This window comes from Pelagicoccus enzymogenes (assembly GCF_014803405.1).
GTDB classification, from domain to species: domain Bacteria; phylum Verrucomicrobiota; class Verrucomicrobiia; order Opitutales; family Opitutaceae; genus Pelagicoccus; species Pelagicoccus enzymogenes.
The window spans coordinates 244,150-270,588 of the sequence record NZ_JACYFG010000036.1 but is presented as its reverse complement, the minus strand read 5'-3'; the positions used below and the strand labels follow the sequence as shown (position 1 = coordinate 270,588).

22 protein-coding genes are annotated in these 26,439 nt (G+C 56.0%); 13 read left to right on the top strand and 9 right to left on the bottom strand.

Annotation, left to right across the window (positions count from 1 at the left end; genetic code table 11):
- Positions 1-144: 144 nt before the first annotated feature.
- From lpdA to IEN85_RS13470, 3 genes are all read right to left on the bottom strand, one after another.
- Positions 145-1,545 (bottom strand): dihydrolipoyl dehydrogenase, encoded by a 1,401-nt coding sequence (gene lpdA, locus IEN85_RS13480; protein WP_191617606.1) that lies wholly within the window; start codon positions 1,543-1,545, stop codon positions 145-147.
- A gap of 104 nt (positions 1,546-1,649) precedes the next feature.
- The gene (gene odhB / locus IEN85_RS13475; protein ID WP_191617605.1) at positions 1,650-2,876 is read right to left on the bottom strand and encodes a 2-oxoglutarate dehydrogenase complex dihydrolipoyllysine-residue succinyltransferase; all 1,227 of its coding nucleotides are present in this window, start codon (positions 2,874-2,876) and stop codon (positions 1,650-1,652) included.
- 80 nt (positions 2,877-2,956) lie between these two features.
- Positions 2,957-5,695, bottom strand: a complete 2,739-nt coding sequence (locus IEN85_RS13470) for a 2-oxoglutarate dehydrogenase E1 component (RefSeq protein WP_191617604.1) — start codon at positions 5,693-5,695, stop codon at positions 2,957-2,959.
- 261 nt (positions 5,696-5,956) lie between these two features.
- On the opposite strand from IEN85_RS13470, the gene IEN85_RS13465 reads away from it, so the two are divergent.
- Positions 5,957-6,202, top strand: a complete 246-nt coding sequence (locus IEN85_RS13465) for a hypothetical protein (protein ID WP_224772620.1) — start codon at positions 5,957-5,959, stop codon at positions 6,200-6,202.
- A 1-nt stretch (position 6,203) separates the two neighbouring features.
- Positions 6,204-6,599, top strand: coding sequence for a translation initiation factor (locus tag IEN85_RS13460; protein ID WP_191617603.1), 396 nt, complete (start codon positions 6,204-6,206; stop codon positions 6,597-6,599).
- Between the two features lie 35 nt (positions 6,600-6,634).
- Here IEN85_RS13460 and metF read toward each other — a convergent pair whose 3' ends face one another.
- Together metF and rlmN are read right to left on the bottom strand one after the other, a co-directional pair.
- Positions 6,635-7,525: a methylenetetrahydrofolate reductase [NAD(P)H] gene (gene metF / locus IEN85_RS13455; RefSeq protein ID WP_191617602.1), complete on the bottom strand. Its 891-nt coding sequence runs from the start codon at positions 7,523-7,525 to the stop codon at positions 6,635-6,637.
- Between the two features lie 96 nt (positions 7,526-7,621).
- Entirely contained in the window at positions 7,622-8,728 is a 1,107-nt protein-coding gene (gene rlmN, locus IEN85_RS13450) for a dual-specificity RNA methyltransferase RlmN (RefSeq protein ID WP_191617601.1), read from the bottom strand.
- A gap of 116 nt (positions 8,729-8,844) precedes the next feature.
- On the opposite strand from rlmN, the gene IEN85_RS13445 reads away from it, so the two are divergent.
- Positions 8,845-10,011, top strand: a complete 1,167-nt coding sequence (locus IEN85_RS13445; protein ID WP_191617600.1) for an LptF/LptG family permease — start codon at positions 8,845-8,847, stop codon at positions 10,009-10,011.
- Positions 10,012-10,130: 119 nt separating this feature from the next.
- Here the strand turns inward: IEN85_RS13445 and IEN85_RS13440 are convergent, their stop codons facing one another.
- The 3 genes from IEN85_RS13440 to IEN85_RS13430 all read right to left on the bottom strand — a co-directional run bounded on the left by IEN85_RS13440 (position 10,131) and on the right by IEN85_RS13430 (position 11,980).
- Entirely contained in the window at positions 10,131-10,586 is a 456-nt protein-coding gene (locus IEN85_RS13440; protein ID WP_191617599.1) for a hypothetical protein, read from the bottom strand.
- Positions 10,583-11,158: a sigma-70 family RNA polymerase sigma factor gene (locus IEN85_RS13435; protein ID WP_191617598.1), complete on the bottom strand. Its 576-nt coding sequence runs from the start codon at positions 11,156-11,158 to the stop codon at positions 10,583-10,585. Before IEN85_RS13435 ends, IEN85_RS13440 begins: the two co-directional genes overlap by 4 nt.
- Before the next feature lie 75 nt (positions 11,159-11,233).
- Positions 11,234-11,980: a M14 family metallopeptidase gene (locus tag IEN85_RS13430; RefSeq protein ID WP_191617597.1), complete on the bottom strand. Its 747-nt coding sequence runs from the start codon at positions 11,978-11,980 to the stop codon at positions 11,234-11,236.
- 158 nt (positions 11,981-12,138) lie between these two features.
- Here IEN85_RS13430 and IEN85_RS13425 point away from each other — a divergent pair, with 158 nt between their 5' ends.
- Both IEN85_RS13425 and IEN85_RS13420 read left to right on the top strand, forming a co-directional pair.
- Entirely contained in the window at positions 12,139-13,518 is a 1,380-nt protein-coding gene (locus tag IEN85_RS13425; protein WP_191617596.1) for a UDP-glucose 6-dehydrogenase, read from the top strand.
- Between the two features lie 223 nt (positions 13,519-13,741).
- A complete protein-coding gene (locus IEN85_RS13420) occupies positions 13,742-14,062 on the top strand; it encodes a hypothetical protein (RefSeq protein WP_191617595.1) in 321 nt (106 codons plus the stop codon).
- A 45-nt stretch (positions 14,063-14,107) separates the two neighbouring features.
- Here IEN85_RS13420 and IEN85_RS13415 read toward each other — a convergent pair whose 3' ends face one another.
- Positions 14,108-16,648, bottom strand: coding sequence for a DNA topoisomerase III (locus tag IEN85_RS13415; RefSeq protein ID WP_191617594.1), 2,541 nt, complete (start codon positions 16,646-16,648; stop codon positions 14,108-14,110).
- Between the two features lie 299 nt (positions 16,649-16,947).
- Between IEN85_RS13415 and lpxK the strand changes: the two genes are divergently transcribed.
- The 8 genes from lpxK to IEN85_RS13375 all read left to right on the top strand — a co-directional run bounded on the left by lpxK (position 16,948) and on the right by IEN85_RS13375 (position 26,360).
- Positions 16,948-18,159, top strand: coding sequence for a tetraacyldisaccharide 4'-kinase (lpxK, locus tag IEN85_RS13410; protein WP_191617593.1), 1,212 nt, complete (start codon positions 16,948-16,950; stop codon positions 18,157-18,159).
- A 60-nt stretch (positions 18,160-18,219) separates the two neighbouring features.
- The gene (locus IEN85_RS13405) at positions 18,220-19,335 is read left to right on the top strand and encodes an aminopeptidase (protein ID WP_191617592.1); all 1,116 of its coding nucleotides are present in this window, start codon (positions 18,220-18,222) and stop codon (positions 19,333-19,335) included.
- Between the two features lies 1 nt (position 19,336).
- The gene (locus IEN85_RS13400; RefSeq protein ID WP_191617591.1) at positions 19,337-20,332 is read left to right on the top strand and encodes an adenosine deaminase family protein; all 996 of its coding nucleotides are present in this window, start codon (positions 19,337-19,339) and stop codon (positions 20,330-20,332) included.
- Positions 20,329-21,255, top strand: a complete 927-nt coding sequence (locus IEN85_RS13395) for an RluA family pseudouridine synthase (RefSeq protein WP_191617590.1) — start codon at positions 20,329-20,331, stop codon at positions 21,253-21,255. The genes IEN85_RS13400 and IEN85_RS13395 overlap by 4 nt, the downstream gene beginning before the upstream one ends.
- 60 nt (positions 21,256-21,315) lie before the next feature.
- On the top strand, positions 21,316-22,152 hold the full coding sequence (menB, locus tag IEN85_RS13390) for a 1,4-dihydroxy-2-naphthoyl-CoA synthase (RefSeq protein WP_191617589.1): 837 nt from the start codon (positions 21,316-21,318) through the stop codon (positions 22,150-22,152).
- 58 nt (positions 22,153-22,210) lie between these two features.
- The gene (locus tag IEN85_RS13385; protein WP_191617588.1) at positions 22,211-23,470 is read left to right on the top strand and encodes a diaminopimelate decarboxylase; all 1,260 of its coding nucleotides are present in this window, start codon (positions 22,211-22,213) and stop codon (positions 23,468-23,470) included.
- Between the two features lie 31 nt (positions 23,471-23,501).
- Complete coding sequence (hrpB, locus tag IEN85_RS13380; RefSeq protein ID WP_191617587.1) at positions 23,502-26,048, top strand: ATP-dependent helicase HrpB; 2,547 nt, start codon at positions 23,502-23,504, stop codon at positions 26,046-26,048.
- Between the two features lie 78 nt (positions 26,049-26,126).
- Positions 26,127-26,360: a hypothetical protein gene (locus IEN85_RS13375; RefSeq protein ID WP_191617586.1), complete on the top strand. Its 234-nt coding sequence runs from the start codon at positions 26,127-26,129 to the stop codon at positions 26,358-26,360.
- Positions 26,361-26,439 lie beyond the last annotated feature (79 nt).

The window sequence follows — 26,439 nt, the reverse complement described above, 5'->3', positions numbered from 1 at the left end:
TGGCAGGGGTGCTTGAATTTCGAATCGGCTAGGTATTTTGTCTAGAGCGGAAGGGGCTGCAACGACATTTCGGTAGCGGAAGGAGGAACGAAAAAACGCTGCCCTTCGGAGCAGCGTTTGAGTTCATTTGTAATTCTGTCGCACTTAGAGGCTGTGGATAGCGGCCCCGTCTACGGCGAGCCCGGCTTCCTTAATCGCCTCAGAGATGGTCGGGTGGGCGTGTACGGTGCGGCCGAGATCCTCGGCGCTGCCGCCGTATTCCATGTGCGTGACGATTTCGGAGATCATTTCGCTGGCTCCCTTGGCGACGATTTGACCTCCTAGGATCTTGTCGGTTTTCGCGCAAGCGATAATCTTAACCATGCCGTCTGTGGCATCGGAAGCAATGGCGCGACCGTTGGCCTGTAGTGGGAATTTCCCTACTTTTACTTCGATGCCCTTTTCCTTGGCCTGTGTCTCGGTGATTCCTACGCCGGCTACTTCAGGCTCGGTGTAGATCACGTTTGGAATGACATCGTAGTTAACGTGTCCTGACTTTCCAGCTATGAGCTCAGCGATGGCTACGCCTTCCTCCTCGGCCTTGTGGGCGAGCATCGGGCCGCGAACGATGTCGCCGATGGCGTAGATTCCCTCTGCCTTGGTTTTGAAATGGTCGTCGATCTCGATGAATCCGCGTTTGTCGGGATCGATGCCAACAGTGTCGAGGCCGAGTCCCTCGGTGAATGGCTTGCGTCCCACTGCCACGAGCACCTTGTCGGCGGGAACGGCGATTTCCTTGCCCTTCTTTTCGGCAACGACGTTGAGCTTTCCATCGATATCCGTGGTGCCGGTTACCTTTGTGTCGGTGTGAATGGTGAGTCCCTGTTTCTTGAAGCTGCGTTCTAGAAGTTTGGATACGTCGGGATCGTAGCCTGCGGCTACGTTTGGCAGAAATTCCAACACGGTGACCTTGCTGCCGTAGCGAGCCCAGACGGAGCCGAGCTCGAGTCCGATGGCTCCAGCTCCGATGACCACTAGGTTTTCTGGAACGGAGTCGAAGGCGATTGCTTGGTCGCTGGATACGACGGTTTCTCCGTCTTGCTTGAGGAAGGGCAGGTCCACGACGGTGGAGCCTGTCGCGAGGATGATGTGCTTAGCGGATAGGGCTTCCTTGTCGTCGACGGCGATCTTTCCGTCGCCGAGCAGTTTGCCGTGTCCCTCGAATCGCTCGATGCCGCGCTTCTTGACGAGCATGTCGACGCCGCCAGTGAGTTGCTTCACGACTTTATCCTTTTTCTCCATGACGGTTTTCAGGTTCAAGGAGACCTTGCCGTCGATTTCGATGCCGGATGCTTTGGCGTTGTGGGCGGCGAACTCGAATTGCTCGCTCGTGTGGAGCAGGGCTTTGGAGGGAATGCAGCCGACGTTCAGGCAGGTGCCGCCGAGCGCTTTGCGCTTTTCTACTAGGGCTGTTTTGAGTCCGAGCTGTGCGCAACGGATAGCGGCAACGTAACCTCCAGGGCCACCGCCGATTACAGCTACATCGAATGAAGGGGAATCTGACATTTTATGAAGAAAGTCTGTATTTAAAAATTAACCACGGAGAATACGGAATTACGGAGGGGATTTCTTTTCTCCATAGCTCTGTGCTCTCCGTGGTTCGCAAAGGGTTATACTTCGAGCAGGAGACGCGCTGGATCTTCGAGGGCTTGCTTGACCTTGACGAGGAAGGTTACGGCCTCCTTGCCGTCGACGATACGGTGGTCGTAGGAGACCGCTAGGTACATCATTGGGCGAATCTCGACCTTGCCGTCGATGGCGACCGGACGCTCTTGGATCGTATGCATTCCAAGAATACCGCTTTGCGGCGCGTTGAGGATTGGGGTCGATAGCATTGACCCAAAGATTCCACCGTTTGTAATGGTGAATACGCCACCCGACAGGTCGTCGATGCCGATCTTTCCCTCGCGAGCTTTGTTGGCGTATTCGATGATGGACTTTTCGATTCCGGCGAGACCGAGCTGATCGCAATCACGGACGACAGGCACCATCAAGCCCTTCGGAGTGGATACCGCGATGCCGATATCGTAGAAGTGGTTTTGAACGATTTCGTTGCCGTCGATTTGGGCATTGAGGCCCGGAACTTCTTTGAGGGCGTTGACAACGGCCTTAACGAAGAGGGACATGAAGCCCAGCTTGACTCCGTTTTTCTTCACGAAGGCGTCCTGATATTTCTTTCGAAGTCCCATGACGGCGCTCATGTCCACTTCGTTGAAGGTGGTGAGCATGGCGGCTTCTTGCTGAGCGGCAACGAGGCGTTCGGCAATCTTGGCGCGCAGGGGAGTCATGCGCTTGCGAGTGGTCCGTTCTCCAGAGGAGGCTGGCTTTGCTGGGGCTGGTGCGGAAGCGGCTGGCTTCTTTTCCTCCTCGGCTGGCATGCGAGAAGAGCCTGCCTTTAACATGTCGCCCTTGGTCACGCGGCCATCTTTGCCGGTGCCTTCGACTTTTGCGGGATCGATCTTTTCCTCTTCGGCGATGCGACGAACGGCGGGAGAAACGGCGTCGGACTTCTTCTCTGAGGCGGACTCCGTTTTTTCTTCGCTAGGTTCTGCCTTGGCGTCTTCTTTCGTATCGGAATTTTCTGACTTTTGCGGAGCATCGGCGGATTCGTCGATGGAAGCTATGACTGCTCCGATTTCCACTTCGTCGCCTTCGGCTGCGGAGAGGCTAATGACTCCAGCGACTTCAGCGAGACCCTCGGAGGTGATCTTGTCGGTTTCCAGTTCGTAAAGGACTTGGTCCTTTTCGACGTAGTCACCGTCTTTTACGTTCCACGCGGCGATGATGCCGGACGTGATTGATTCGCCGAGGGCGGGTACTTTTACTTCTGTGGCCATTTCGGAAGGTTGAGCGGCTGTATTAGAAAAATGGATGCGTGAGACGGCGGCTTTGCTGCCGTCCCAAGTTTGACTTTTGGCTAGAGGGTGAAGGCGTCCTCAAGAAGTTGAGCGAGCTCTTTCTTGTGAAGGGCCATGACTCCAACAGCAGGACTGGCGGATTCCCCGCGTCCAGCGTAGGCAGGCTTCTTCTTGAAGATTTCTTCCAGTTTGGGCGCGATGAAGGTGTAGGCTCCCATGTTTTGGGATTCCTCTTGGCACCAGACCAAGTTCGTCGCCTTGCTGTATTTCTTTGCGATTTCCTCGAGCTTGGCAGTGTGTAGTGGATAAAGCTGCTCGATACGTATCACCGCGGTGGTCTTATCCTTTAGCTCTTCCTGTTTCTTGCGGATGTCGTAGTAGACTTTTCCGGAGCAGAGGATGAGTCGCTTGGTCTTTGATGCGGTGGCTTTGTCGTCGTCGAGAATCTCTTGGAACGAACCAGACTCGATATCTTCCCAAGGGGATGCCGCGTCCTTCAGGCGGAGCATCGATTTCGGGGACATGATGACGAGCGGCTTGCGGAACTCCCGCATCATCTGGCGACGAAGCACGTGGAAGTACTGGGCGGAATTGGTCATGTTGCAGACCTGAATATTCTCTTCGGCGCAGGATTGCAGGAAGCGTTCGAGGCGGGCGGAAGAGTGTTCGGGGCCTTGTCCTTCGTAGCCGTGCGGGAGGAGCATAACGAGGCCTGATACGCGACCCCATTTAGACTCGGACGAGGTTATGAACTGGTCGATGATGACTTGGGCACCGTTGGCGAAGTCTCCGAATTGAGCTTCCCAAATGCAGAGCATACGTGGGTAGTCGAGCGAGTAGCCGAAGTCGAAGCCTAGAACCGCAGCCTCGGAGAGCAGGGAATTGTAGACGCAGAAGCGGGCTTGATCCTTGTCGATATTGAGCAAGGGGATGTAGCGCTCGTCGCTCTTGACGTCGTGGATAACGGCGTGGCGATGGCTGAAGGTTCCGCGCTCGGAGTCTTGTCCGGATAGGCGGACGGGAGTGCCTTGGTTGAGCAGGGTGCCGAAGGCGAGAGCTTCGCCGAAGGCCCAATCGATGGGCTCGTTGTTCTCGAAGGCGGTTTTCCGTGTGTCGAGGAAGCGCTTGATCTTGCGGTTCGGCTTGATGTGGCTGGGCAAGCGAGTGAGGCCTTGCACCACTGTGCCCAAAATATCCCTACCGACTCCGGTTTCGACTGGATCGAAGTTGAACTTCGGCTGGAAGATCGCGTTGGAGCCAGCGAGCGCCTTTTTCACCTCGATCTTCGCTTCGGCCGCCTTCTTGACGCGGTCGAGGGAATTGGCGAGCGAAGTCTCGTATTCCTTTTGGATCTTGGCGACTTCCTCTTTCGACAGGGTGCCTTCGTCTATGAGTCGCTTCGTCAGGATTTCGCTGACCGGTGGGTGCTTGGAAATCTTGTCGTAGAGATCGGGGTTGGTGAACATCGGCTCGTCCGCCTCGTTGTGTCCGTGCTTGCGGTAGCAATACATGTCGATGACGACGTCTGCTCCAAACTTTTGACGGTATTCGATGGCGAGGAGGGTTACGTAAACGACGGCAAGCGGGTCGTCGCCGTTCACGTGGAAAATGGGTGCCTCTATCATCTTAGCCACGTCCGTGCAGTAGCGGGTGGAACGGGCTTCCTTCGGCGTGGTGGTGAAACCGATTTGGTTGTTGACGATGATGTGCAGGGTACCGCCAGTGCGGTAGCCGGGGAGCTGCGAGGAATTGAGGACCTCAGTTACGAGACCTTGGCCGGCGAAGGCGGCGTCGCCGTGGATGAGAACGGGCAGAACTTTATCGCGCTTGGTGTCGTTGAGGATGCGTTGGCGAGCGCGGGCTTTGCCTTCCACGACGGGGTTGACGGCCTCGAGGTGGGAGGGATTGGATGCGAGGCGAATTTCGACGTAATGCCCCTCCTTGGTCTCGATGACCTTCTCGTAGCCGAGGTGGTATTTGACGTCGCCGTCGCCACCGACGGTGTCGGGGATGTACTCCTCGCCGAATTCTTCGAACACGAACTCGTAGGATTTCTTGAGGGTATTGGCGAGCACGTTGAGGCGGCCGCGGTGGGCCATGCCCATGACGACTTCCTTGATGCCGAGCCGTCCGCAGTGCTCAAGCACGTTGTCCAAGCAGGGGATCAAGGTTTCTCCGCCTTCGAGCGAGAAACGCTTCTGTCCGGTGTAGCGGGTGTGGAGGAAGCTTTCGAAGGCTTCTGCGGCGAATACCTTGCGCAGGATGCGGGTCTTGATGGCGTCGGAAAATTCGATGCTGCCTTGGGCGGGCTCGATCTTGGATTGGATCCAACGGCGTGCCTCCGTGTTCTGCATGTGGATGTATTCGTATCCAATGCTGGAGCAGTAGGTCTTCTTTAGGCTCTCGATCAAGTCGCGCAGCTTCATGGGCTGCCCGTCGAGGAAGTGTCCCGAATTGAAAGCGGCGTCGAGGTCGGATTCGCTCAGCCCAAATTCTTCCAGCGAAAGGTTTGGGTTTTGCGGAGTGACCTCGTCGAGCGGATTGATCTTCGCTTGGGTGTGCCCGAGGCTACGGTAGGCGTAGATCAGGCTCGAAACGTTCATTTGCTTCGCGGCGCTGCTCGTTATCTGGGCTGCCGCTCCTTTCGGAGCTTTGGGGGCGGGAGCCGTCGTGAGGGCGAGCTCGAAACCTTCGAAGAAGGCCTGCCATTTCTCGTCTACTGAAGCGGGGTCCGCTTTCCACTTCTCGTAGTTGAGATCGATCAAGTCAGCGTTAGAACGCGTTGCGAATGTGACCATTCCTGTATGTCCCTGTGGTGTGATGGTGTTGGGAGATTGTTAAAAAGAAAGCACCACCGTTAAGCCTGCAGGAGAGGCGAGTAAAGCAAAACGGGTTAAATAATAGGAGCTATTAGTTAACAATGGCTTTTCCCATGAGCGATTTCTGGTTTTTGGAGTAAATCGATGAATGCGAGCCCGGTGGTCGGACCCTGTTGTTGGAAAAGTGTTCGCATATCTGACTTGCGGCCGTTCGCCTGCTCGATTGATTGGTGCTTCGAGATGATTGAAACGCAAATCAAGGAATCTTTGCAGAAGCTCAAGGAGGCGATCGACTCCGCCGATGCGGCTGGAATCAAGCAGAGCATGGGGGAGATTGACGGAGCCCTCATCGAGCATCGCCGTGAGATTCATCCGCAACTGAAGCATTTTCTCAAGAATCGCAGCTACATGAAGGCTCTGGCTTTCCTAGAGGGCGAAGCGGACATCCCCAAAGGACGTTGCGCCGGCAGGAAGGACTTTTCTTAGGATGGGCAAAGGTAAGAAACGCGTATCCACTGATGGCGGCAGCGAGCTGGGAGCAACCCCGTTCGGCGCGCTGGATTTGGGCAATTTGCCGAGCGGACCTAGACCCTCTGCGCCGCAACCTGCGGCCAAGCCGTCGGCTTCTGAGAAGAAGAACCGCGGCCGTTTGGACGTGAAGCGAGAGAAGTCGGGTCGTGGCGGCAAGACGGTGACAGTCGTTTCGGGGTGGAAGGGAATTGCGGCGGAGGAGAAGGCTGTATTGGCCAAGTCGATACAGAAGCGTTGTGGTGTCGGTGGCGCCGTGAAGAACGGCAATATCGAAATCCAGGGCGACAAACGCGAAGAAACCCGGGCCATCTTGGAAGATGCCGGGTTTCGGGTGGTTTTTGCGGGAGGCTGAATAGGGCATTCCCGCTGAGTCAGCGGACGCGGCCCTTACGGTTGCTCAGCGGTCGCGCGGAAGGCGGACATGAGTTCGGTAGCCACATCCGATCGGTTGAGGGCGTAGAGATGCACGCCAGGCAGGCCCGCTTCGATGAGGTCTTGGATTTGCTCCGTGGCCCAGCGTATGCCTATTTGCCTGACCCGTTCGGAGTCGTCGCCCGCTGTGTTGAGGTGCTTTTCCAGCTCCGCCGGCAGGCTCGCTCCGCACATGCTGGTGATGCGCTTGATTTGCTTGAGCGACATGACGGGCATGATGCCGGGGATAACCGGTACCGAGATGTCTAGCTTGTCGGCTTCGTCGAGAAAGCGATAGAGATCGCCGTTGTCGAAGAATAGCTGGGTGGTGATGAAGGACGCTCCCGCGTCTACCTTGGTTTTCAGGTGGCGAAGGTCGGTTGCTAGATCTGGAGCTTCTGGATGCTTCTCGGGGTAACCGGCCACTCCGATGGCAATGTCGGGATGGAGCTCCTTGATGAAGGCGACGAGATCGGACGCATGGGCAAAGCCGTCTTTGGCGACAACGAACGAATCTGCGTCCTTGGGAGCATCGCCGCGCAGGGCCATGATGTTGCGGTAGCCGGTTTCATAGAGTCCGTTGATCGTCTGAGCGAGCTCGTCTCGGCTGGCGCCCACGCAAGTGAGGTGGGGCATGATGTTGTACTCGTGGTCCTCGCGAAGGAGATTGCAGGCCTGGGCGGAGCGGTCGCGGGTGCTGCCGCCTGCTCCGTAGGTGACGGAGACGAAGTCGGGTTGGTAAATCGCTAGGTCGTCGACGGAGTCCATGAGCGCCTCGAGGGCTTCGTCCGTCTTAGGCGGAAAAAACTCGACTGAGAGTAGGGGCTTGTCGGCGGAAAAAAGTTGGCTGATGGGTGTTTGGCTCATGCAAAAGTAAAATGCGTAAATTTATATATCAACGTATCTAGATTTGTTGATATGTGTGTTTTTCTGCGGGGAATCAAGCTGAAACTGTTCAAGGGGCTAGACTGCGATATCTTGCTCGTTCTTGAGTTTTAGCTGACCGCAGGCGGCGGCGATGTCGTGCCCTTTCTCGCGTCGGATGGTCACGGAGACGCCGCGGTTTCTCAAGCGGTTGTAGAAGACGTCTTGGCGGGCGATGGAGGGGCGCTTCCACTCGAGGCCGTCGACGGTGTTGTAGGGGATGAGGTTGACGTGAGCCTTGAGGTCGAGGGCGATTTTGGTGAGGGCGTCGGCTTGTTCGAGGGTGTCGTTGATCTCCTCGATAAGGATGAACTCGAGGGTGATCATTCTCCCCTTGGTCTGGGCGTACTTTTGGATGGCGGGAAGGAGCTGCTCGAGGGGGTACTTGCGATTGACCGGCATGATCTGGTCTCGCACTTCGTTGGTGGCTCCGTGCAGGGATATGGCGAGGCGGAACTGTTCGCGTTCGTCGGCCAGCTCGAGGATTCGAGGGACGACGCCGGAGGTGGAAATGGTGATGCGGCGGGCGCCGAAGTTGAGTCCCCACTCGGCGTTGAGGATGCGCAGGGCGGGGAGCAGGTTCTTGTAGTTGGCCATGGGTTCTCCCATGCCCATGACGACGATGTTGTCGAAGGACGCGATCTCTTCGGAGGCCCGCTCGGTGGTGGCGTCTTCCATGTGGCAGACGTGGATGAGCTGGGAAACGATTTCGCCGACCGAGAGGTCGCGTTTCCAGCCGGCTAGGCCGGAGGCGCAGAATTTGCAGCCGTAGGCGCAGCCGACTTGGGTGGAGATGCAGATGGTCTTGCGGGAGTTTTCTTGGCCGACGCCGATCTGAGGGGCGCGGATGACCACGGTTTCGACCATGGAGTTGTCGCCCATCTGCAGGAGCAGCTTCTCGGTTTCGTCGGCGGATTCCTTGGCGAGCACGCGTTTTGAGGGAGCGATTTCGAAGGTGTTGGCCAGCTTTTCTCTCAGCGGCTTGGGCAGGTTGGTCATGGCCTCCCAAGTCTTGGCCCGCTTCTTGTAGAGCCATTCGAGGATTTGCTTGGCGCGGAACTTGGGTTCGCCCAGCTCTTGCAGTCGGACTTGCAGGCTGTCGAGAGATTCGCCGTAGATGGGTGGCTTTTCTGGAACGTACTTCATTTCGAGAGGGACGAAGAGTGGATGGTGATATCAAAAAGGGGAAGTCTTGGTTGCGAGTTTTCTCGTGCGGTTGTTTCGGCTTGCGGATGGGGGGCGGTGAATAAGTGTAGGCGGCGGTGAGCTTGATCCATCGCTACATCTTTAAGAACGTCTTTGCCTCCTGCCTCGCGTCGGTGGCGATGTTCGCCTTTCTGATTCTGACCATGAGCATGGTAAAGGACATGCTCAACTTGCTGGCGGAAGGGCAGTTGACCCTGCGCGCTTTCTTCCGCCTGACCTGGCAGCTGCTTCCTTTCGTGTTCGTTTACGCCTTGCCGATGGGATTCATCACGGGCGCCTTGCTGACGATGGGTCGCTTGTCGGCGGAGAATGAAATCACCTCCCTGCGTGCGGCAGGGGTGAGCGTGATCCGTCTTTCCAGTTCGGTTTTCTTGCTGGCTATATTGGGAACCACGGCTTCCTTGGTGGTGAACTTCTACTACGGTCCTCTGGCTAAAACCCAGTACCGGCAGGAGTTGAAAGACGTTATCCAAACCAACCCTTTGGGCTTTATCGTGGAGAAAACCTTCGTGCGCGACTTCACGGATACGGTGATCTACGTGGGCAAGAAGGATGGCGAGATGCTCTACGACGTTTGGATTTGGAAGCTGAACGAAGCGAGTCAGGTCACGCTTTTCGCCCGTGCGGAGAAGGGGCGGTTCGCATTCTTGGAAGGCAGCTCGGAATTGCAGCTCGATACGGAGCAAACGATCGTCGAGTACCGCGACAAGGAAGATCCGGAGAGCTTTAGGACTAAGAAGTTTTACCCGCTGTCGATGGAGCGCGTTCCCTTCATGTTTCCCATGTCGGAAATCATCGGCGAGGAGACCTTGGCTCGTAAGCTGACTTGGATGACTTTCGACGAGCTGCAAGCGGAAGTGACGCGCTACGAAGGGATCGCGGATACCTCATCGGGCGAGGTTCGGGAAGAGGCGCTGGAGAATTTGCTGAAGGCGAAGATGGTGTTCCACAAGAACTTTGCCATGGGCTTCGCCGTGCTGTCCTTCGCCTGTATCGCAGTTCCTCTTGGTCTGAAGACGTCGCGAAAGGAGACGTCGGCGAATCTGGGCCTCGGGGTTGGCATGGGGTTGCTCTACTACTTGGCGATGATTTCCATCGGCTGGCTCGACGGAAAGCCAGAGTTGCGGCCGGAGCTGCTTTTTTGGATACCCAACCTCGCTTACCAAGGGCTCGGAGCCTGGCTCTTCATTCGGGCTGACCACGGTCGGAAGGCGAAGAAGTGACCCGAATGGGCTAGGCTGGCCGAGGTCTGGCTCGTTCGTTTTCGAAGCTCTTGCGAGGTTCGCCGGACAACTTACAGCACGAGCGGGAGAGCTACTGAGTCAAAAAGCGGGTAGGCCGCTCAATGGGCGATGAGCAGCAGGATGATACGTCCATTGCCGGAGGAAGGCCCGACCAGCACGGTGGGGCGATCTTTGGAGGCGACTACGGTCGTGTTTACGAGGGTGTGGCCGCTGCGTTTCCATTGGGCTGAGATACGGTATTTCCCGTCGCCGGCGGGATCTACTTTTACGCTGACGTCATGTTCGCCGCTCAGGCCGATTATGTTGGAGCCGGGAACGGCGACTCTGGCGCGGCTGGAGCCTTGGTTTCGGAATGTGTCGAAGGGGAGGACCTTTTTGAGGTTTCGCTCGTACTGGTGCAGGGATGCGTCGACGCCGCCGCCGTCGTTGGAGCCGAGGATAAGAGTAGCGCGAATGTTGATGCTATCGGCCGCTTGAGCGAGGCTAGTGAGGAAGGTCGCGAGAATAGCGACTAGGGCGAAGGACGCATATTGGGGGGCGCGAAATTTTTTCATGAGATTAAATCTGCTAGGTGTTTTTGGATCGTTTTTCTCGCGTTGAAAAGTCGAGACATGACGGTGCCGGTTTTGCATTGGAGCTTCTGGGCCATCTCCTCGTAGGTGAGGCCTTCGATCTCTCGAAGTTGAAGGACGGTTCTCAGCTTTTCGGGGAGTTTTGAAAGGGCGTCGTCGATGCGCGCTTTGAGTTCTTTTCCTTCTAGCTTACGCACTTGTTCGGGCGAGGCAATGGGAGATGCGTCGGAGTTGGCGGCGATTTCAAGAAAGTCGGGCTCGGTGGACGTTTCGCGGCTGTTATTGCGTTTTCGGATCAGGTCGAGGGCTGTGAAGGTGGTTATGCGATAGACCCAGGAGGTGAAGGCGGACTCGCCCTTGAAGGTGGATAGCTTTCTCCAGACCTTCACCCACGTGAGTTGGGCAACGTCTTTGGCGTCCTCCTCGGACTTGGTCATGCGGAGGGCTTGGCCGTAGACCTTGTCGTAGTGGAGGGTGACGAGCTGATTGAAGGCTTTTTTGTCGCCCTCGAGCGCTAGGGATACGAGCGCGTCTGTTGTTTCATCGGAAGCCACCTGTGCGATTGATGCGGGCGAGTCTTAGTGTGTTTGCGGCATTTGCGAGTTTAGACGCGAAACGGTAGGAATTATTCAGGGACAATGAATCTCGATGGCTCGAAGGACGGCAGCGACATGCTGGGCGACACGTTGTTCGATAGGTGCGGAACTTGGGGTTTCGAGCGTGTAGTGCGCGTGTCTAGACTTTGAATACAGGAGAAACGCTTCCGGCCAATCTTGGCGTCCATCGATATCGAAGTCTGCTGGGCGGTCGATCAGAGCTCCGCTTGCTGGGCTACCGTCGATTTCCGGGGAGTGATCCAAGGGACCTTGGCGTTCCACGGCGCTCAAGATCTCGCGTGCGGAGCGGTCGTTGGAGTCTGGAGAAATCGAATACATGTAGAAGCCTGTACTTTCCCAATCCTCGTGCAAGGAGAGGCTGAGGTCAAAGGGGGCTTCGGACTCTATGAGAGCTTTGACGGCTGAGCTCTCGGCGTTCTGCGGGGTGCGGAAATCGCGATTGAGGTCGTGCCCAGCTTGGTTTTCCCGGGTTCCACTGGCAAATCCGGTCGGATTGACGAGCGGGACGACGACAAGCTCAAGGTGGTGGGGGAGGAGGTCCTCCTCTATGAGTTTCAAAATGGCGAGAGGGCCTGCTGGCTCGTCTCCGTGGACGCCGGCTGACACGTAGACTCGGAGTGGGGGACGTGCAGCGCCTTTGCCGAGGCGGTGGAGGGAGAAGATCGGGTATCCGGAAACCTCGCACAGGGTTTGTTGGGAATAGCCGTTGCGCAGCGAGTGCTTAGAAATCGATTCGGAAAAGCGCCTGGGATGTAACATGGATGCAGCTTGTCGCAGAGATTGTTAAAGTTTTGTTGAAGTGCTGACGAATTAGGCTTGGTTTGTCCGGCGTTTTAGCTGGGTTTTAACTTTTCTCTTAGACTCACCCTCGTTCGCCTCGCTCGCGGTGGCTAGCGAATTCTCAACTCTATCACACCATGAAAATTTGTTGCTTAGGAGCTGGCTACGTAGGTGGCCCAACGATGGCCATGATCGCCTACAAGTGCCCGGACATCACGGTCACCGTAGCGGACATCAACGAGGCAAGGATCAACGCTTGGAATTCGGACGAACTGCCCGTTTTCGAGCCCGGACTTGACGAGGTCGTTCATGCGGCTCGCGGCCGTAACCTCTTTTTCACTACGGACAAGGTCACCGCGATCAAGGAAGCGGACATCATTTTCGTGAGCGTTGGCACTCCGACCAAGACCTACGGAGCGGGTGCGGGCAAGGCGGCTGACCTGAAGTATATCGAGCTCTGCGCCCGGGACATCGCCCAATACTCGGATCGCTCCAAGATCGTGGTCGAGAAGTCGACCCTTCCGGTTCGTACCGCCCAGGGGCTCAAGACGGTTCTCGAGGCGAACTCTACGCCGGGGCTCGACTTCCAAGTCCTTTCCAATCCGGAATTCTTGGCCGAGGGAACCGCCATCGAGGATTTGAGCAAGCCTGACCGTGTGCTGATCGGTGGCGACGAGGACAGCGAAGCAGGACGCAAGGCTATCCAGACGCTGGTCGACGTCTACGCGAATTGGGTGGATCGCGACCGCATCATCACGACCAACCTCTGGTCCTCCGAGCTTTCGAAGCTGGTCGCCAACGCCTTTCTCGCCCAGCGCATCTCCAGCATCAACTCGATCTCGGCTCTCTGCGAGCGCACGGGGGCGAACGTGGACCAGGTCGCCTACGCGATCGGTACCGATTCCCGCATCGGCCCCAAGTTCCTCAAGGCGTCCGTCGGCTTCGGCGGGTCGTGCTTCCAGAAGGATATCTTGAACCTGGTTTACCTTTGCGAGTACTTCGGCCTCCCGGACGTCGCCGCCTACTGGGAGCAGGTGATCGTCATGAACGACTGGCAGAAGAGCCGGTTCTCGCAGAAAATCGTTTCCACCCTCTTCAACACGGTCAACGGCAAGCGTATCGCGATGCTTGGCTTCGCCTTCAAGAAGGACACCAACGACACTCGCGAAACGGCAGCCATGTACGTGGGGCGCGACTTGCTCGACGAGCAGGCGGTTTTGGCCATCCACGATCCCAAGGTGTCTCCCGAGCAGATGTTCAAGGACCTGAAGGAATCCAGAACGGACGCCGACGGTAACCCGAACAAGCAGATCGACGTCTGCGAGGACCCGTATGCGGCGGCCAAGGGCGCCCACGGCCTGGCCATCATGACGGAGTGGGATTCCTTCAAGGACCTCGATTTCCAGAAGATCTACGACGGGATGTACAAGCCCGCCTTCGTTTTCGACGGGCGAAACATTCTGGACCACGAGAAGCTCCGCAAGATCGGGTTCGAGGTTTTTGCCATCGGCCGCTAGGTCCTGTCTTTTCATCGACCGGTTCTATTTCAGGCGCGGACTGTCCTTGGGCAGTCCGCGTTTTCTTTTCGCTTTGAGGGAGAGCTACTTAGCGAAATTCTAGGGGCGATCCTCCGTGGAAATGTAAAAACAAGGGTGATCTCATTTCGAAAACTCAGGTTTTGGGTCAGGGTTCCGATGAGCAAGGCTGAGCTTCCATTCTATTCCTCTAACTCCATTCATTATGCTGCTCAGCCTATTGTTTCTCATCATTCTCGCCGTCATCGCGTATCAGAGCAAAAAGATCGTTTTACCAGCGGTCGTGTTCGGAATTTTGAAGGCGATTTCCTCCTGTTTCTACGTTCTGGCTGAGTCGAACTCGCTTGGCTATGACACCATCGCCCTGCTGGCGGGCTCGCAACTCTTGGCCAATGGGTTGCTCGGCGCCGGAATCGCTTACCTCGTGGTGAAGCGTTCAGACGATTGGAAGTACTCCATGGCGACAACGCTGCTCTCGATTTTTACGTTCATGACCAGCGCGATCGATCCGATGATCGTATCCTAAGCGAATAAGGCCGCCCTTGGGAGAGGACGGCCTTTTGAGAATGGATCAGTCGGTTTCGGCGACCTTTTTGGCTGCTTTCTTGGCCGCCTTTTTGGTGGCTTTCTTTGCCGCCCGCGGAGGAAATTCGAATTTGGTCTGTCCGCTCTTTTGCAGGGTCAAGTAGGCGTCGAAGGGGCGCTTGGTGCGTTTGGACCAGAACTTGTCGAGCAGGTCGGTCTTCCCGTCGGTCAGCAGCTTCATCATTTGTTCGAGCGGGATTTCGCGGTCGAGGATCTTGCGGCTCACGCGGATCGGGGTCGTTTCCTTGTCGCCTTCCATCACGCGTACCACATAGGCGGCAGGGGTTTCGAAAACGTCGCCTCCAGTGCGCGGGCATTTTGCCACGGGGGTCATTGTGGAGAAGTCCACTGTTCCGCTGTCGCCGTCGCCGTTTCCGAAGTCGAATTTGACGCGGTGGGTCTCTGGATCGAGATAGAGGTTGGCGCTGTAGGGCTTGCCGGACTTGGAGCGGAAGTTGTCGATGGGGCCGACTTTTCCTTTTTCCAGCAATTCCTTAAGTTCTTCGACTTCCATCTTGCGGTTGCCGATGATCTTGTAGATCGCGAAGCGAGTGTCCTTTTCGCCCTCCTCGGGCTTCTTGTCGCCCTTGGTCTTGAAGGCTCGCATGGATTCGAAGAGCGGCTGACCGTCGATGGGAGACTTGAGCTCGCTGGGTAGCAGGTCGTCGTCGTTCTCCTGGAAGTTCTTGATGCTATCTACGATCTTTTCGGTCATGCCGATGATTTCCTTTACGAAAACCTCCCGGTCCAATTCGCCGTCTTCGATCTTGTGTAGCTTGTATTCCCACTCTCCGGTAAGCTCCGGTTTGGTAAGGACCTCTGCGTTGATGCAGGTAAGGAAGTCGAGTAGCGTCTCGGCCTTAGGGGTTGGGCAAAGGGCCCGGTGGTCGCGCTCTATGTAGCGTTCGGCGATCAGTCGTTCGATGATCTGGGCTCGCGTGGCTGGCGTGCCGAGGCCACCTTCCTTCATGGCATCCGCGAGTTCGTCGTCCTCGACGAGCTTGCCGGCTCCTTCCATGGCTGAGAGAAGGGTAGCTTCCGTGTAGCGGGGAGGCGGCTTGGTTTGCTCGGCAATCTTTTCGTAGCCTTCGACTTGAGCCTTGGCTGGCTCTCCGTCCTGTTCCGAAAGGGCGGGGAGAGTGTCGTCCACTCCTGCTACGGTTACGCTTTTGCCATAGACTTCTAGCCAACCGGGCGAGACGAGGACCTTGCCCTCGGTCTTGAAGTTGTGCCCTTGGACCTCGCTGATACGAGTGGTCACGTTGAACTCGGCGCTGGGGTAGAAGATAGACACGAAGCGGCGGCTGATCATGTCGTAGATCTTCGCTTCGTCGTCGTTGAGCTTTTTCTGGGAATCAGGCGTTGGGATGATCGCAAAGTGATCGGAAACTTGCTTGTTGTTGAAGACTCTCTTGTCTTTGGGGTTTATCCAATTGTTGGATACAGGGCGGGTCGCGATTTCACCGAGCGAGGACTCCAGGTTCTTGAGCGTGCTGCGAACCGTATCGGGATAGTCTTCCGGCAGCGCTCGTGAGTCGGTACGCGGATAGGTGATCATCTTGTGCTTTTCGTACAGCGACTGGGCGAGCTGCAAGGTGCGTCGCGCCGAGAATCCGAAGCGGTTGTTGGCCTCGCGCTGCAGGGTGGTCAGATCGTAGAGACGTTGTGCGGCCTGGCGGGACTTTTTCTTTTCCTCGCTTACGAGAGCGCCAGGGTTCCCTTCGAGAGCCGCAGCGATTTTGTTGGCCTCCTCCTCGTCCCAGATGCGGTCGATGCGGTTGTGCTCGTCGTCGCCTTTCTTGAAGTCGGGCTTTTGGTAAACGCCTTGGTAGCTCCCGTTGGTGATGCCGAAGTCGGTGACGATGCGCCAGTAGTCGCGGGGCTCGAATGACTCGATGAGGCGTTCGCGCTCGACGACGATTGCGAGGGTCGGAGTTTGTACGCGGCCGACGCCGGCGACGTTCCCTGCCCGTGAGCCGTAGAGGCGCTTGGTGACGCCACGCGTGCAATTGATGCCGATCAGCCAATCCGCTTCGGAGCGGGATTGCGCGGCGTCGGCCAAGTTTTGCATCTCCTCGCCGTCCCGCAGGTCCTTGAACGCCTGGCGAATCGCGGCTGGCGTCATGGACAGCATCCAGAGTCGCTTTACTGGGAGCTTCGACTTGGTCAGCTTGTAGACGTAAGAGAAAATCAGCTCACCTTCGCGACCCGCGTCACAGGCGTTGATCACGGTTCCGATGTCCTTCCGTTTCATCAGCTTCTTGATGGACTTGAACTTGGACTCGGTCTTTTCGATCGGCTTGAGCTTGAACTGCTCGGGAATGATGGGGAGGTTCGCCAGTCTCCAGAAGGCGTCGCGCTTGTCGTAGTCTTCCGGCATGCAGAGCTCGACGATGTGGCCCACTGCGGAGGTGATAACGTATTCGTCGCTCTCGAAGTACTCGTCGTGCTTGGCGAATTTTCCGCCGACTGCTTTGCAAAGGTCGCGAGCGACGCTCGGTTTTTCCGCGATGACGAGAGACTTCATTATATATAGTGTACTTGGTAAGACGTTGGTTGGATTTTCGAGGTCGAGAGGTGCGACGCTTGCGATTTTTGCTCCCTTTCGCTCCGTTTGAGCGGTTGGAGGGTGGCAAAGGTCGCTATTTTTCGGTCGATGAGGACAAAATCGGAGGCTTGCAAGTACAATTTTGGAAGCGGGCGGCAGCTAAGGGTTCAATTCGCGGACGCGGGCGATTGGTCTTGGCGAGCTGGGACGGGGTGTCTAAGCATGGGCGTTTTATGACAATGTGGCACAGCCGATTTAACCGTTTTTGATACGAGCGAATGAGTAGCAGCAACAGGAAGCGCATGCTCAATCAGCTCGAGGAGTTCGCGGTGGAAGTGGTCAACGACCGTCGGCGAGGCAAGCGCGCGGTCGCCTTCAAGATCCTGCTGCGAACCCTGTCGTTTGTATTCGGGGCCTTGGTACATTTGCGGTTTTTCCTTTACCGCAACCGTATCCTCAAGGATCAACCCCTCGGTTGTCTAGTGGTGGTTGTGGGAAACTTGACGGTTGGCGGAACGGGCAAGACGCCGGTGGTAGAAAAGTTCGCTCGCTCCTTGCACAAACGGGGACGGAAAGTGGCTATTCTTAGCCGTGGCTACAAGAGCAAGACGGTCAAGAAGGAGACTTTGAAGGCCAGACTTTGGAGAACCTACGTGACAGGCGCCGCTGCGCCGCCACCCAAGATCGTCAGCGATGGCAAGAAGGTCTTGCTCGATTCTGAGTTGGCTGGCGACGAGCCTTTCATGCTCGCCAAGAACTTGCCTGGAGTGGTTGTTCTCGTCGACAAGGATCGCGTCAAGAGTGGTTCCTACGCGATCAAGAAGTTCGGCTGCGACACCTTGATATTGGACGATGGAATGCAGTACTTGCCTCTTAAAGGCCGCTTGAATCTCCTCTTGGTCGACAAAAGCAATCCCTTTGGTAACCGGAAGCTGCTGCCGCGCGGCATTCTTCGCGAGCCGGTGCGTCACTTGAAGCGGGCATCCTATGTCTTCTTGACCAAGTCAGATGGACGTCCGGACCCAGAGCTCGAAGCCTTGATCCAGAAGCACAATCCTGGGGTTGACGTCATCGAGTGCGCCCACCGGCCGCAGTACCTGCAGGAGGTGAACGGCTCGCAACGGCGCGAGTTGACGGAATTGAAGAACCGTCGCATCGGAGCCTTCAGCGGAATTGCAGTGCCGCAGAGCTTCGAGGGATTTTTGAGAAACCTTGGGGCCAATCTCCTCTACACGCGACGCTTCACGGATCATCACCGCTTCGACGCTAACGAGTTGCTGGAGATCGTGGACGAAGCGAAGGCTGCTGGCTTGGAGTTTATCGTTACCACGGAGAAGGACGCAGTGCGTATTCCGGACACGATTTCCTTTTCCATTCCGCTCTACTATCTAAGGCTCGAGATTGACATCATGCGAGGGGCGGACGACTTCGAGGAGGCGGTGTCTCGCGTTTGCTTTACGGAAAAGGTAGAGCGTAAACTAACTGTCTAGCTTCCAACTCCTTCACCTAAAGCGTTGCAACGTGGAGGGAAATACATTCGTAGAGTAGGCATGATCGATCCACGCCTTTCGCAATTGGCCAAAAACCTGACGCGCTATTCCACAAATTTGAAGGAAGGAGAGCGGGTCCTCATCGACGCGTTTGACGTGCCTGATGAAATCATCGTCGAACTCATTCGCTCAGCTCGTGAAATTGGAGCTATTCCGTATGTGAATCTCAACCACGCCCGCGTCAATCGGGAGCTCTCTCTGGAGACCACGGAGGAGTCGTTGCGTATCCAAAGCGCCATAGAGCTGCAGCGTATGAAGAACATGGATGCCTACATCGCTCTGCGTGGGTCCAACAATATTTTCGAAGCTTCAGACGTTCCTAGCGAGCAGGCCCAGCTCGTGTCCCAAGTCATGAAGCCGGTTCTCGACTGGAGGGTAAACAAGACCAAGTGGTGCGTCCTGCGTTGGCCGACCTCCGCCATGGCGCAGCAAGCCATGATGAGTTCGGAAGCCTTCGAAGATTTTTTCTTCAAGGTCTGCAATCTCGACTATTCCCGCATGAAGAAGGGCAGCGATGCTCTCGCCGCCTTGATGAAGGCAACGGATCGCGTCCATTTGAAAGGACCGGGCACTGACTTGAAGTTCTCAATCAAGGGAATAGGTGGGGTAGCCTGCGTGGGCACCCACAACATTCCGGATGGAGAGGTGTTCTCCTGTCCAGTCATCGACAGCGTGGAAGGTGTTTTGCAGTACAACGCTCCTTCCGTTTACCAAGGGGTATCGTTCGACGACATACGACTTGAGTTCAAGAAAGGACGTATCGTAGAAGCCACCTCGAACAATACGAAGCGTCTCAACGAAATCCTAGATTCGGACAAGGGCGCCCGTTATATCGGTGAGTTTGCGATCGGTTTCAACCCGTACATCAAGGAGCCGATGCGGGATATCCTGTTCGACGAAAAGATATCGGGATCCTTCCATTTTACTCCAGGGCAGGCCTATGAAGATGCGGACAATGGCAACAAGTCGCAGGTGCATTGGGATATGGTTTGCATCCAGCGTCCCGAATACGGCGGTGGTGAAATTTGGTTTGACGACGTTTTGATTCGCAAGGACGGCTTGTTCGTAACAGACGAGCTGTTGTCGCTCAACCCCAATAACTTGGTAGCAAAGTAGCATGAGCGAAGCTCAGTCTGAACTAGAAGACTTTATACGGCGTATCCCAAAAACGGAGACGCACTTGCACGTTGAAGGAGCTCTGCCTTATGAGCTTCTCAACGAGCTGGACGGAGAGCGTTTTCCTGCTACTCCAGAGTTTCGAACGCCCGGCTACCGCTATCCAGGATTCGTCGAATTCGAGAATTTGCTGATCGATCACGCGATCGTGTGGTTTAATTCTGCAGAACGTTACCATCTCGCCTGCAAGCGCATGTTCGAGAAGATGGTGTCGTTGAATATCAAATACGTCGAGACCAGCTTCCATCTTCACATGATCGAGTTTATCGGCGTGGATGGGCCGGAGATTATCTCAGCGATCAAGTCCGCAGCTCCGGAAGGCCTGGAGGTGAAGGTAATTGGCGGCATGGTACGAAATGGTTGCACGGAAGTGATGCGTCCGGTTTTCGAGAAGCTGCACGAGTGGGATGAGCTCGACGGCATAGACCTGCATGGGCAAGAGTGGCATGCGTTGGAAGACTGGACGCCGCCACTTTGGAAACGTTGTCGCGACGCGGGAAAAATCATCAAGTGCCACGCGGGGGAATTCGGCGGGCCGGACAAGATCTACGAAGCTCTGGACACGCTTGGTTCTCGCCGCATTCAGCATGGAGTGCGGGCAGTGGAGGACAAGGTCTTGGTAAAGCGTTTGGCTGACGAAGGAGTGATCTTGGATGTTTGTCCGTTGAGCAATGTGAAATTGGGTGTGTTTCCAGCCTTGGAAGATCACTCCTTGCGTGAATTGGTCAATGCGGGCGTGGTTTGCACCATCAGTACGGACGATCCTCTTTGTTTCGCGAACGACATTCTTGACGAGTACCGGGCTTTGGCAAATGGGCTAGGCTTTTCTCGCAAGGAGCTCGGCCAATTCGCCAAGAACGGGTTTGAGCACTCTCAGCTCGATTCGTCGTTGAAACGCGAATACATAGCCCAAATCGACGCGGCAATCGTATCATGAGCGAAACCATAAGCTGGGAAGTTCCCGAAGGAGTCTACAAGGCTCGAATTGACAAGATGCTATCCGATGCATTTCCGGACCACAGCCGTTCGGATTTTCAACGGGCATTCGAAGCTGGCTTGGTAAAGGTCGACGGAAAGGCTATCGAAAAGAAGACCAAATTGTCGGAAGGAGACGTGGTCGAGTTCGCCATGCCGCGTGTGGAGAAGCTCGATATGTCGCCGATAGACATGAATCTAGAGGTGATTCATGAAGACGAGCACATGGTTGTTGTAAACAAGCCTGCCGGTCTCGTCGTTCACCCGGGTGCGGGCCCAGCTGAACCAACGCTTGCGCATGGTTTGCTGCACCATTGCGCGGGACAGCTGAGTGGCATTGGGGGCATTGAGCGACCGGGTATCGTGCATCGGCTTGATCGCGAGACCTCGGGACTGATTATGGCGGCGAAAACGGATGTGGCCCATCGCGCTTTGAGCGAATTGTTTCAGTCGCGTTCCTTGGTCAAAGAATATCTCGCGCTAGGGTGCGGGGTACCTGAATTGATGAGCGGAACGGTGGACAGGCCGATCGAACGCAACCCGAACCAGCGGCACAAGATGCGAGTCGGTTTCGAGGGCAGAGGTCGGGCTCGGGAGGCGAAGACGGATTGGACCCTCGTGAAAGCCTTCGCGGACAAGGGATATTGCCTGCTCCGTTGTCGTATTCACACGGGGCGTACTCATCAAATACGCGTCCACCTGAAGAGCATCCGACACATCATTCTTGGGGACACGGTTTACGGCTACAAGCCCCTGCCCAAGCTGGCCAAGCAGCCGGAGCGCGTGATGTTGCACAGCTGTTATTTGAAGTTTGTCCACCCACTGACCGAGAAGGAACTCGAGCTCGAGGCCAAGCCGCCGGCCGACTTTCAAGCATTTCTCTAGGGAGCCGCGGTGACGCTTCGTGCTTGCAGCAAGGCCTTCTGATCCCAGAATCCGGCCCCTATGTCTCAAGCAGAATGGCAAGCCGTCAATGAGTACCACGATATCCTCTACCACAAGTGGAACGGTATCGCGAAGATCACTATCAACCGGCCGGAAAAGCGAAACGCGTTTCGTCCGCAAACTGTGAACGAAATGTTTCACGCCTTCTGCGATGCTCGTGAGGACCAGTCAATCGGCGTCATTCTGCTCACCGGAGCTGGCCCGCACACGGATGGCAAATACGCCTTCTGTTCCGGTGGAGACCAGAGCGTGCGTGGGCATGCTGGCTATGTGGGGGACGATGGGGTTCCGCGTCTCAACGTTCTGGACCTGCAGAAGATGATTCGCTCGATCCCTAAGGTCGTGATCTCCTTGGTGGCCGGCTATGCCATCGGCGGAGGGCACGTCTTGCACGTGATTTGCGATATGACGATCGCTGCGGATAACGCGATTTTCGGGCAGACAGGTCCGCGCGTCGGCAGCTTCGATGGAGGCTTTGGCGCCAGCTTCCTTGCTCGCATGGTGGGTCAAAAGAAGGCTCGTGAAATTTGGTACACCTGCCGCCAGTACAATGCTCAGGAGGCTTTGGACATGGGATTGGTCAACGCTGTCGTTCCCGTGGAGCAACTTGAGGCGGAAGGGGTAAAGTGGGCTCGCGAGGTGCTGCAGCACAGTCCCACAGCTATCCGTTGCTTGAAGTCGGCCTTCAATGCGGATTTGGACGGCCAGGCAGGCATTCAAGAGTTGGCGGGTAATGCGACCTACCTCTACTACATGACCGAAGAGGGCACCGAAGGGAAACGATCCTTCCTAGAGAAGCGCAAGCCGGACTTCTCGAAGTATCCTTGGATGCCGTAAGGATCGACAAGCGTTACAGCGTTCTTCTGAGAAGCCGCGCCACCAGAATTTTGATACAATGAGTGCAAAGAATTTCATCGACCGCGAACTCGCGGAACAAATCCAGAGCAAGGTTGGAACGCCCTGCTACGTTTACAGCGAAGCTGCCTTGCGCGAGAGCGCGGCCAAGGTTCTGGCCTTTCCCAATGCTTACGGATTGACGGCCCGTTATGCCATGAAGGCGAGTCCGAACTCCAATATTTTGCGCTTGTTCGCATCTATGGGGCTGCACTTCGACGCTAGCTCTGGCTACGAGGTTAGACGGGCGATCGCCGCAGGTATCGAGCCGCAGCGCATCTCTCTGAGTACCCAGGAATTACCTGAAGACTTCGACAGCTTGGTGGAGTCTGGCATCTCGGTGAATATCTGCTCGATCAGCCAGTTGAAGCGCTACGGAGCGGCTTTGCCTGGCGGCAAGGTCGGGCTGCGTTTTAACCCGGGCCTCGGGTCTGGCGGCACTCAGAGAACCAATGTCGGCGGCCCAGCTTCCTCTTTTGGCATTTGGCACGAGCAGCTGGACGAAGTGAAGCAGCTCGTTGAAAAGTATGACCTCGATGTATTCAGAATTCACTCTCACATCGGAAGCGGCAGCGATCCCGAGGTCTGGATTCGCGTTGTCAGCATGAATCTGGACTTGGTTGACGCTTTCCCGTCCGTGACCCATTTGAATTTGGGTGGTGGCTACAAGGTGGGTCGCGTGGAAGGTGAGAAGACGACTGATTTGCAGGTCATTGGAAAGAAGATGAAGGTCGAATTCGAGGAGTTCGCGAATCGAACTGGACGCAAGATACATCTTGAAGTGGAACCTGGCACTTACTTGGTCGCGAACTGTACCTCTATTCTGTCGCGAGTGCAGGACGAGACCGCGACTGGCGAATCTGGATACAAGTTTCTCAAGCTCGACACCGGCATGACGGACAATACGCGTCCGTCGATGTATGGTGCCCAGCATCCCATGTGGGTACTGCCAGCAGACGATTCCAAGCGCGGAGAAGAGGACTACATCGTGGTAGGGCATTGCTGCGAGTCTGGCGATATTCTCACTCCGGCCCCTGGCGATCCGGAAGCTCTCAGTCCGCGACGTTTGACGGAAGCCAGGCTGGGTGACTACTTCGTGATAGGCGGAGCCGGAGCATATTGCTCGTCGATGTCTTCCAAGAATTACAACAGTTTTCCGGAATCGGCAGAAGTGCTAGTGCGCGAGGGAGGCCGAGTGGCGGTGATTCGCGAGCGTCAGCCACTCGAGCAGATTTGGGCGAATGAAGTCGCCGTTTTGTAATTCGCACCTCTCGCGGGTTTAGGCCGTATTTATGGATTTGCCGATTCTGGAGATCGAGTCCGAGTTTTGTAAGTTACTTGCGGATACGAATCGATTGGTGCTAGAAGCTCCGACGGGATCGGGCAAATCTACGCAGACTCCGCAATTTTTGTTGCGAGGCGGATTTTTGCAGCATGGCGAGGCGGTTGTGCTACAGCCGCGCCGCATCGCCGCTCGTATGCTCGCCAAGCGGGTGGCTTGGGAAATGGGGGAGTCGTTGGGGCAAACGATAGGGTATCAGGTGCGGCACGATCGCGTAGCCTCCCGGGACACCAAGGTCCACTTCGTGACGGAGGGAATATTGCTCCGTCGTATGATAGCGGATCCGGAGTTGAAGGGCGTTTCCTGCATCGTATTCGACGAATTCCACGAACGCAGCCTGCACGCAGACCTGACGCTTGCTCGAGCGCTCATGTTGCAGCGAAGCAAGCGTCCGGACCTGAAGCTGATAATCATGTCGGCTACCTTGGATGCGAGTGAGCTGGAAGGATATTTGAAGCCCTGTCGGATACTGAAAAGCGAGGGGCGGACGTATCCGGTGGAAATTGCTTACATCGATAATCGGCTCGCCAGTAGTGATGCTCCGGTTTGGGAGGTGGCAGCTAAGGCGACAGTTGAAGCGTTGGCCCAGCAAACGGAAGGGCATGCCCTTATTTTCATGCCCGGCGCTTTCGAGATTGGCAAAACCATCGCGGCGCTGGGGAGTCGATTGTCGGCTCGCGAATTCGAACTGCTCCCGTTGCACAGCGAGCTGAGCGCTCAGGATCAGGACAAGGCGGTGGAGGGGGGCGATCGCCGCAAAGTGATCGTGGCCACGAACGTGGCAGAGACTTCTTTGACCATCGACAACGTTCGACTGGTGGTTGATAGTGGTCAGGCTCGAGTTGCTCGCTACGATCCTGTTCGGGGCATCAACACGCTGTGGATCGAAAAGGTGAGCGATGCATCGGCAAAGCAGCGCGCGGGAAGAGCGGGACGTACGGCCTCGGGGAGGGCAATTCGTCTGTGGAGCGAGAGGGAGCAAGCCGCAAGGGCCCCGTTTGAGGAACCAGAGGTTAGGCGCGTCGATTTGTCGGAAATGCTGCTCTCGCTCTTGGCGACCGGTATCGATTCTGTGGATGCGTTCGAATGGTTCGAACGTCCGAACGAAGAACGTCTGCAGGATGCAGTCCAGCTGTTGAGAGGATTGGAGGCCATTGACAAGGATGGTCGCCTGACTGCGCGGGGGAGAAAGATGAGCGCTTTTCCGCTGCATCCGCGATACGCGTCCATGCTGCTGGCGGCCCAGGATTTCGGTTGCGTGGACGAAATCGCGTTGGCATCTGCTCTCGCTCAGTCGCGTAGCATTTTGTTGCGGAAGGTCGACAAGTTGGTCGAAAAGCGTCGTGAGGCGCTTTGGGGCGATGCGGGTGGCAGCGATATTATTGCCCAGATGGTAGCGTGGGAAGCTGCTTTGAAAGAGCGATTTGACATGCGGTTTTGCCAAGAGATTGGCGTGCATGCCCAGAGCTCTCGACAGGTTTTGAAGGTGGCGAATCAGCTTTCTCAATACGCGGAAGCGAGCGGTTTGATGGAGCTAAAAGGAGTTGAGGACTCTCCGAGCTCCAAGGAAGTCGCAATTCGAAAGTGTTTGTTGTTTGGATTTCCTGATCGTGTTTGCCGCCGCTTGGATCGAGGCACGCTTCGTTGTGAAATGGTAGGCAAGCGGCGTGGCGATCTCGCTCGGGAAAGTCGAGCGGGAGACGCGGAGCTCTTTGTCGCCTGCGAAGTCAGCGAGATCGGGCGGCAAGGTGGACAAGTGAACACGGTCTTCAACCTGTGTTCGGCGATTGATCTCGCTTGGCTAGAGGATTTGTTTCCCGAATTGTTCTCCGATGTGGTCGAGACCGTATTTGATGAAAGGCAGAAGCGCGTGCTTGAACGCCGGGTCGTCAGGTTTCAGGATTTGGAGATCGCCTCCAAGGAAAGTCTGGAGCCAGATCCTGCTAAGGCAGCCGAAGCTTTTGCCCAATTGATTCGAGATGGGAAGGCTAAGCTGGCGAAGTGGGACGATGAGGTTGAGCACTTTATTCGAAAAGTGAATTTTGTCGCGTCTACATTTTCTGAATACGGATTCGATCCGATCGATGAAGATGCGATGGATTTAATTCTAGAACAGTGTTGCCAAGGCGTGAAAAGCGTCAAAGACCTCAAACGCAAGGAGGTCATGCCCGTCTTGCATGAATGGGTTGGACGGGAAACCCTAGCCATGGTGGATCGAGAGCTGCAGGAAAAGATTAAGCTATCAAACGGTAAGCCGGCTCGCTTGCGGGTCGATCCTGATGGACAGTTAACATTGTCTGCGAAGATTCAGTGCCTGTATGATATTCCGGATACGCCGAAGTTTTGCCAAGGGCGAGCGGTTCCGAGAATTGAACTGCTGGCTCCGAATATGCGTCCGATTCAGATGACTAACGACTTGGCTGCCTTTTGGACAGGATCCTACGAGGGGATAAAGAAAGAGCTGAAGGGACGGTACCCTAAGCACGAGTGGCGCTAGTCGATAGGGGAAGGAGACCATGGCATTTTGAGCAGATTGCTCGATGGTTTTTCTTGCTGCGCTTTGCTAGAATGAAGCATGGCAATCCGTCCCGTCACCACCAGTGCATCTACGATCTTCGACAAAGCTCGCGAAGGTATGGGCAAGGGTGAACGCAAGCTGAACAAAGCGGCTGCCAAAGTCGCGAGCGGCGATTTCGGACCGAATCCGATCCTTGAAATGGCCAAGGCGGAAGCGATGTACGGCGCGAACGCTCGCGTGATCCAAGCCCATCATGAGATGTTGGGAACGGTCTTGGACACTCGCAGCTGAGCGAACTTGCTCCTCGGCGACTTGTTAAATCGCTGCTAATGTCGGTCTAGGGAATATTCCCTGCGGGGCGTTTAGAGCG